Origin of the sequence: Streptomyces sp. XY431 (assembly GCF_001279805.1) — a bacterium.
GTDB lineage: Bacteria > Actinomycetota > Actinomycetes > Streptomycetales > Streptomycetaceae > Kitasatospora > Kitasatospora purpeofusca.
Genome location: NZ_LGDO01000169.1, coordinates 1 through 6,461 on the forward strand (window position 1 = coordinate 1; position 6,461 = coordinate 6,461).

3 protein-coding genes and 1 pseudogene are annotated in these 6,461 nt (G+C 75.7%); 2 read left to right on the plus strand and 2 right to left on the minus strand.

Going from position 1 to position 6,461, the window contains the following annotated elements; all coding sequences use genetic code 11:
* Both ADK60_RS46670 and ADK60_RS18820 read right to left on the minus strand, forming a co-directional pair.
* Positions 1-1,340, minus strand: a 1,340-nt coding sequence (locus ADK60_RS46670; RefSeq protein WP_234371142.1) for a sigma-70 family RNA polymerase sigma factor, incomplete at its 3' end; no start/stop codon positions are given.
* Between the two features lie 335 nt (positions 1,341-1,675).
* Positions 1,676-2,743 (minus strand): TetR/AcrR family transcriptional regulator, encoded by a 1,068-nt coding sequence (locus ADK60_RS18820; protein WP_079008491.1) that lies wholly within the window; start codon positions 2,741-2,743, stop codon positions 1,676-1,678.
* Between the two features lie 532 nt (positions 2,744-3,275).
* Here ADK60_RS18820 and ADK60_RS18825 point away from each other — a divergent pair.
* Both ADK60_RS18825 and ADK60_RS18830 read left to right on the plus strand, forming a co-directional pair.
* Positions 3,276-4,670, plus strand: coding sequence for an NAD(P)/FAD-dependent oxidoreductase (locus ADK60_RS18825; RefSeq protein ID WP_079008492.1), 1,395 nt, complete (start codon positions 3,276-3,278; stop codon positions 4,668-4,670).
* A gap of 203 nt (positions 4,671-4,873) precedes the next feature.
* Positions 4,874-6,247 (plus strand): annotated as a pseudogene (locus ADK60_RS18830) (PP2C family protein-serine/threonine phosphatase); the annotation flags it as partial.
* Positions 6,248-6,461: the final 214 nt, after the last annotated feature.

Here is a 6,461-nt window from a genome sequence, read left to right on the forward strand (position 1 = left end):
GCGGTGCCCAGACCCTCCGCTGCGGCGCTCGCCCCGCCCCCGCCCCCGCCGGAGGCCCCGGCTCCCGCACCACCTGCGGCCCCGGCACCCCCCGTCGTTCCGGTCGCGGCACCGGCCGCACCACCGGTGGTGCCACCGGCCGTGGCGGCCGCGGTCCCGGCGGCCGCGCCGCCCACCGCCGCCACTCCGCCGACGGCGGCCGCGGCGGCGCCGAAGCCGCCCACGCCGATCCAGACCAGCACCCCGCCGGGCAGCAGCGCGCGCAGCCCGTGGTTGATCTCGGACAGCTCCAGGCACGCGGCCGTGCACCGGTCGCACTCCTTGAGGTGCCGGCCGACCTCCGCCGAGGCGCGCTTGCGCAGCGAGCCGCGCGCGTACGCGCCGAGCCGGTTGGCGTACGCCTCGCAGTCCCGGTCCTGGCTGCCCGAGACATGCGCCTGGAGGAAGCCGGCGGCGAGCCGGTCGCGCGCCCGGTGGGCCTGGACGGCGGTCGCGTTGGCGGTCTTGCCGAGCATCACCGCGACGGTCTTGGGGGACTCCCGCTCGACCTCGGTGTGCCAGAGCACCATCCGGTCGTCCTCGGGCAGTTCGGCGTAGGCCTGCATCACCATGCGCTGGTCGGCCAGCGCCATCGCCCAGGCGTCGGCGCCCGGGTCGGCCAGATCGAGGTCCACCACGGCGGCCGAGGTCTGCGCGAACACGCTGAAGTCGTCCACGAGTTGCTCGCGCCGCTCGCTGCGGGTCCAGGCCGCCGCGACGTTCCGGACCGCGGTCAGCAGATAGGCGCGGACGGCGAACTCCGGCCCCTTGCCCGCCCGCAGCGCCTGGAGGGTGCGCGCGAACACCTCGCCCGCCAGGTCCTCGGCGGTGAAGCTGTCCCGGCAGCAGGTCCGGGCGTAGCGGCGCACCGAATCCACGTGCCGGCGGTAGATCTCCTCGTAGGCGGTGTCGTCGCCGGCCCGGACGAGCGCGGTCAACTCCGCGTCGGAGGGCGGTCGTTCACCGTCGACGGGATCGGCCGGCGCCGGCACGGTGGGACGCACCGGGGCCCCGGTGCCGACGAAGGCCTCCGGGATGACGCCGCCGCGCCCGGCACCGGCCTGCCCGGGGACCCGGCCCTGGGGGAGCGCCGCGGCGGAGGCGGAGAGGGTCTCGCGGCCCGGCATCCCGGCCTGGTCCGGCACCTGGCCCGCCGGCACCGGCCCGAGGGCAGCCCCCGACCCGCCGCCGGGTGCCCCCGGGCCGGCGGCCGGACCGTCAGGTCCCCGGTCGGACCCGCCCCCGGCGGACCGCCCGAAGTCGAGGCCGTAGCCGTAGTCGTTCTGTTCCTCGGCGCTCACAACGGACCCCAGACTCCACGACAGCCCCCGTAGTGTGGCAGGGCGCGCGGGAGTGCGTGGGCGCACGATTCTCCGCCGCACGGCGCCGAGGGCGCGCGAACGGCGCGCATCGGGACATTGGCTCCAACCACGGGCAAAGGATGGCATAGCGCAGAGTTGGGCGGTAGCCGGACCGGCCGTGACCCACTCTTCCGTGGGGCCGTCGCGGATGTGTTCGCCCCGCGCACGGCGCCCCGGGGCGGCGTCGCCCGCCCCGGGCGAACGGCCCGCAGCCGTCCGCCCCGCTCACCAACCTCCTTGCCCGCGCCGGACGGTGGGTCCCGGTGCGGTCCGGCTCAGCGGGCCCGCAGGCCGTCGAGCAGGATCTGGAGCAGCCGGTCGGAGGGTCCGTCGGCGGATTGACCGTCCGTCTGCGGGCCACCCGTCGGCTGCGGGGTGTCCCCGGAGCCCGCGGGCACCGCGCCGGGCACCGCGCCCGCCGCACCCACCACGACCGGACCGACCGGCGGCCCGCCGCGCCAGGCGTGCACCGGCACCGACGCCGTCAGCACCAGCACCACGTCCGCGACGGTCACTCCGGGCCGCAGCTCGCCGGCCGCACCCGCGCGGGCCACCAGGGCCGCGAGCAGTTGCAGCAGCAGCCGCGGGTCCGCGTCCGCCACCAGGGCCGCCAGCTCGCCCTCGGTCGCCGTCCCGACGCCGGCCCCGACGGGCCCTCCGGCCGCCTCGCCGGACACCGGACCGGACGCCTGACCCGGCACCGGACCGCCGAGCGGCCCGGGCGCCGAGCCGTACGCCGCACCGGACAGGCCGGTCGCCGTCGGCTCGTACCGCGCGGAGCCGAACGCGCTGCCCGACCCGACCGGGTCCGGCGAACGCTGCTCGGGCACCCGCCCCAGCTCCTCGGCGTACCGGAACGCCTCCGGCGGCAGCAGCCGCCCGGCCCCGGTGGACACCGCGCGGGCCAGATAGCCGGCCAGCGCCTCCCAGGCACCCGCGCCGCCGTACAGCGACTCGCGGGCCTGGGCGGTCAGCCAGGCGACCTCCTCGGCCGCGATCCGCTGGACCAGTACCTCCTTGCTCGGGAAGCGCCGGTACACCGTGCCCACGCCGACCCCGGCCCGTCGCGCCACCTCCTCCATCGGCGCGCCGTAGCCGAACTCGCCGAACACCTCACGGGCGGCGCGCAGCACGCTCTCGAGGTTCCGCCGCGCGTCGACCCGCAGCCGGGTGCCCGGGGACGGTCCGCCGCCCTGTGCCGCCTCGCCGCCCCGGTACGGGACGGCCGCGTACGCCGCCCCCGGTGGGCCGGAGGCCTCGGCCGGGCCGCGTTGCTCCGGCACCACGCCCTGGCCGGGGTGTGCCGCACCCGATCGCCCCAACAGTCGCTCCTGTTCCATCATCCCAACTCTCCCCCGCAGGCGTCCGGTTCCGGACCCTGTCGTCGCCCGCCCCTGCACCCCCCGGTGCAGCTACGCCTGAAAGAAATGACCGATGACCCATCGCTCGTGCCGTTGGTGCCGCCCGGGTGCCGCCCGGCCGCGGGTGCGGCCGCGCGCAGGTCCACCCGGACCCCGCTCCGGAGGGCGCCGCCGGGCCGATCCATGCGATCGGGCCGGCGCGTCGGCGCCCGTTCGGGGCCCTGTCCGGGAACTACCCTTCCCCGGATCACGGTCCCGCAGTCGGGTTCTCCCGCCAACACTAGAACTGGCCGTAATGACCGATCCACGGTGCGTCGCCACCAGTTGACATGGCAGTGGCCGCGCCGCCACACAATCCGACCATAGTTCACCGCCGTTCGAGGCCGAAAGTGCGTCAGAAACTCACCCCGGCAGTACTTCTGTCCCCTTCCGGCCCCAACCGCCCCATCCGCCACAGTACGGACGGTGGACAAGAGGGCTCCGGCGGTCCTTTATTGGTGGGCGTGATGGGGGCATGCCCGGTCGAAGGCGGGCCACGGAGCCCATCGACAGGAGGTGCGCCATCAGGATTCTGATCGTCGGCGGCGGGTGCGCGGGCATGTCGACCGCGCTGCACCTCCAGCGCGGCCTGCGCGAGCGGCTCCGCCGTGGCGAGGTCCACCTCACTCTGGTCGAGCCGCAGGCATACCTCACCTACCACCCCCTGCTCGCCGAGGTCGCGGCCGGCACCATCGACCCCCGCCACGTGGTCGTCCCGCTCCGTCGCGAACTCACCGAGTGCAAGGTGCTCACCGCCCGGATCACCCGGATCGAGCACGCCTCCCGCCGGGCCTGGGCCGACGCGGCCGGCCGGGGCGAACCGCCCGCGCCGGTCGAACTCCACTACGACGTCCTGGTGCTCGCCCCCGGATCGGTCTCCCGCACCGCCCCGGTGCCCGGACTGGCCGAGCACGGCCGGGGCTTCTCCACCGTCGGCGAGGCCGTCGGCCTGCGCAACCACGTCCTGGAACAGCTCGACCTCGCCACCACCACCCGCGACCCGGCGCTCCGCCAGGCCGCGCTCACCTTCGTCTTCGTCGGCGCCGGCTACGCGGGCGTCGGCGCGCTGGCCGAACTGGAGGACATGGCCAGGTACGCGGTCCGGGGCCACCACCACACCACCCCCGACGACCTGCGCTGGGTCCTGGTCGAGGCCACCGACCGGATCCTCACCGAGGAGTCGCCCGAACTCGCCGCGCACACCCTGGCCCAGCTGCGCGAGCGCAATGTGGACGTCCGGCTGCGCACCACCCTGGAGTCGGCCGCCGGCGGGGTGATGGCGCTCTCCGACGGCAGCCGGTTCGCGGCCCGCACCCTGGTCTGGACGGCCGGGGTCCGCCCCAACCCGCTGCTGCGTGACACCGACCTCCCGCTGGACACCACCGGCCGGGTCCGCTGCCTGCCCACCCTCCAGGTGCTCGGCCCGGACGGCCGCGCGCTGCCCGGGGCGTGGGCCGCCGGGGACGGCGCGGCGGTGCCCGACCCGCACGCGGAAGGGGCGCCGTGCGCACCCAACGCCCAGCACGCCTTCGCCCAGGCCGAGCTGCTGGCCGCCAATGTGCTGGTCGCGCTGGACGGCGGCCCGCACGCGTCCGGCATCGCCGAGTACCTGCCGGGCCCGCCGGCCTGTTCCACCTCGCTGGGCCTGGGCCGCGCGGTCGCCCACACCAGGGGCGGCGGGCGGCTCACCGGCCGCCGGGCCTGGTGGCTGCACCGGGCCCGCCATCTGCGCCGGCTGCCGAGCGGCGAGCGGCGGGTCCGGATCCTCATGGACTGGGCGCTGACCGGGCTGTTCTCCCGCGAGGTCGTCCCGCTCGGCCGGCCCGAGCAGCCGGACCGGCCGGAGCCGGCCGACGGGCGGCCGCTGTGAGCCGGGCCGGCGGCCCCGTCGCCGCCGCCCGCTCGGAGTACCGGCAGAGCCCCGAGGCCGACCCAAGGACCGCGCCGGGCGCGGACGACTTCCGGAATCGGGCCTCCGCCTGACAGGATCTGCCCGACCGAATCATTACCCCGTGTGCTGACGAGTGCACAAAACGTGATGATATGCCTGGAACCCGAGGAAGCGGCCGTCGTTTGAAACTCATGCGCTGGAGCGCCCGGCTCACCGGAGTCCCGTGGCGTGCCACCCCGCCGTCCGGGGCCGGCACCGACCGCGGCACGCCGTCCGGCGACGCCGTCGTGGTGCCCGGCCCCCGCGACCCCACCAGCCCCACCGGCCCGGTCGAGATCCCGGACGCCCTCGACCCCACCGGCGTGCTCGACCCCCACCGGCCCCAGGACCTGCGCGAGGTCCTCAACCGCATCCCCGCCCCGGTCGCCGTCACCTACGGGCCGCTGCACCAGCTCGGGTACGCCAACCGCGCCTACCGCGAACTCTTCGGCGACCGCCCCACCGGCCTGCCCGCCTGCGACGCGCTGCCGGAGCTCGGCACCCTCGGCGTGCTGCCCCTCATGGACCAGGTGATCCGGGGCGGCAGCCCGCGCAGCGTCAAGGCCCGCTGCATCCTCGGCCTCACCGGCAACCGCTACTACAACGTGTCCTGCGTGCCGCTCACCCGCGACCCCGGCGACCCGGCCCCGGCCGGATCCACCCCCACGAGTGCCCCCGGCCCGGCCCCCACCACCGTCGACACCACTCCCACGGGTGACGGCCCCACCTCCGGCGTCCTCATCTTCGCCGCCGAGGTCACCGACCAGGTCCTCGCCGCCGCCCGGCTGCGGGAGTCCGAACGCCGCCAGCGCGAGGCCGCCGTCACCCTCCAGCGCAGCCTCCTCCCGCAGAAGCTCGACCAGCCCGCGGACCTCCGGGTCGCCGCCACCTACCAACCGGGCGGCGCCGAGGCCGCGGTCGGCGGCGACTGGTACGACGTCATTGCCATCGACGGCGGCCGCACCGCACTCGTGATCGGCGACGTCATGGGCCGCGGCCTGCGGGCCGCCGCCGTCATGGGACAGCTGCGCACCGCCGTCCGTGCCTACGCCCGCCTCGACCTCCCGCCGCACAAGGTGATGAGCCTGCTCGACGGGCTCGCCATGGAGATCGACGCCAACCAGATCGCCACCTGCACCTACGCCGTCTGGGACCCGCAGCGCCGGACCCTCGGCTACGCCTCCGCCGGCCACCTCCCGATGCTGCTGCGCTGCCCCGACGGCACCGTCCTGCGCAGTGAGGAGCAGAACGGCCCGCCCCTGGGCACCGGTGGCGGCGTCCACCTCTCGCACACCCTCCGTCTGCTGCCCGGCACCACCGGCGTCCTCTACACGGACGGCCTGGTCGAACGCCGGGACGAGGACATCGACCAGGGCCTCGACCTGCTCGCCCGCACCCTCACCGGCGCGGTCGGCGCCCCGGACGTGGTCTGCGCCCGCCTGCTCCGCGCCATGGGTGTCACCTCCGAGCACGACGACGACGTCGCGGTCCTCGCCTTCCAGCTGCCGGCCGAGGAGGAGTCCCCCGAACGGACACCGGCGCTTGACGTGGTCTCCCAAGAGGTCTAGTGTTCTTCGAGCTGCCTGGCTGGGAGCACCGGACACGCATCGGCGCGGACGGTCCCGGGGTAGCCAATCCTCTGAAACACCACCTCTTCCCGTTTCGGGCCGAGGCGTGTCGTTATTTCTTTCGATACGTTCCGGCTCAGGGTCTATTCGGTGTGCCTGTTTT

Bases quoted from the DNA above. Each gene is read 5' to 3' on its own strand.
- ADK60_RS18820 (WP_079008491.1), bottom strand. From the start codon at position 2,743: ATGATGGAACAGGAGCGACTGTTGGGGCGATCGGGTGCGGCACACCCC.
- ADK60_RS18825 (WP_079008492.1), top strand. From the start codon at position 3,276: ATGCCCGGTCGAAGGCGGGCCACGGAGCCCATCGACAGGAGGTGCGCC.